We start from the raw sequence: 248 nt of genomic DNA, 5'->3' as shown, positions 1-248 counted from the left end.
GCCAGCAGAGAAGGGCCCGCCACCAAAGTTGTGGCCAAAGGCACTATAAATGGTTCATGTTTGAGCGCCTCATCGTTAGATCCATTGCCTGATGGGAAGATCATCCGGATAGCGATGATAAACAGAATAATACCACCGGAAATGCTGATGGCTTCTGGGCGAAGATGCATAGCATCCAGAATGGCCTGACCAGCAAACAGGAAAATTATCATTATAAGCAGGGCTATTAATAGCTCCCGGATAAGAAC

General features: G+C 47.2%; 1 protein-coding gene. It reads right to left on the bottom strand.

Annotated elements, in window-relative coordinates; genetic code table 11:
• A partial coding sequence (locus ACY2RR_RS24590) for a MarC family protein (RefSeq protein ID WP_490110835.1) occupies positions 1–212 on the bottom strand: 212 nt, incomplete at its 3' end.
• Positions 213–248: the final 36 nt, after the last annotated feature.

The sequence above is a fragment of the Parendozoicomonas sp. 2304DJ65-17 genome (assembly GCF_058148445.1).
Note: the sequence above shows the minus strand (reverse complement) of the source record. Positions and strands in the feature narration are given on the sequence as shown.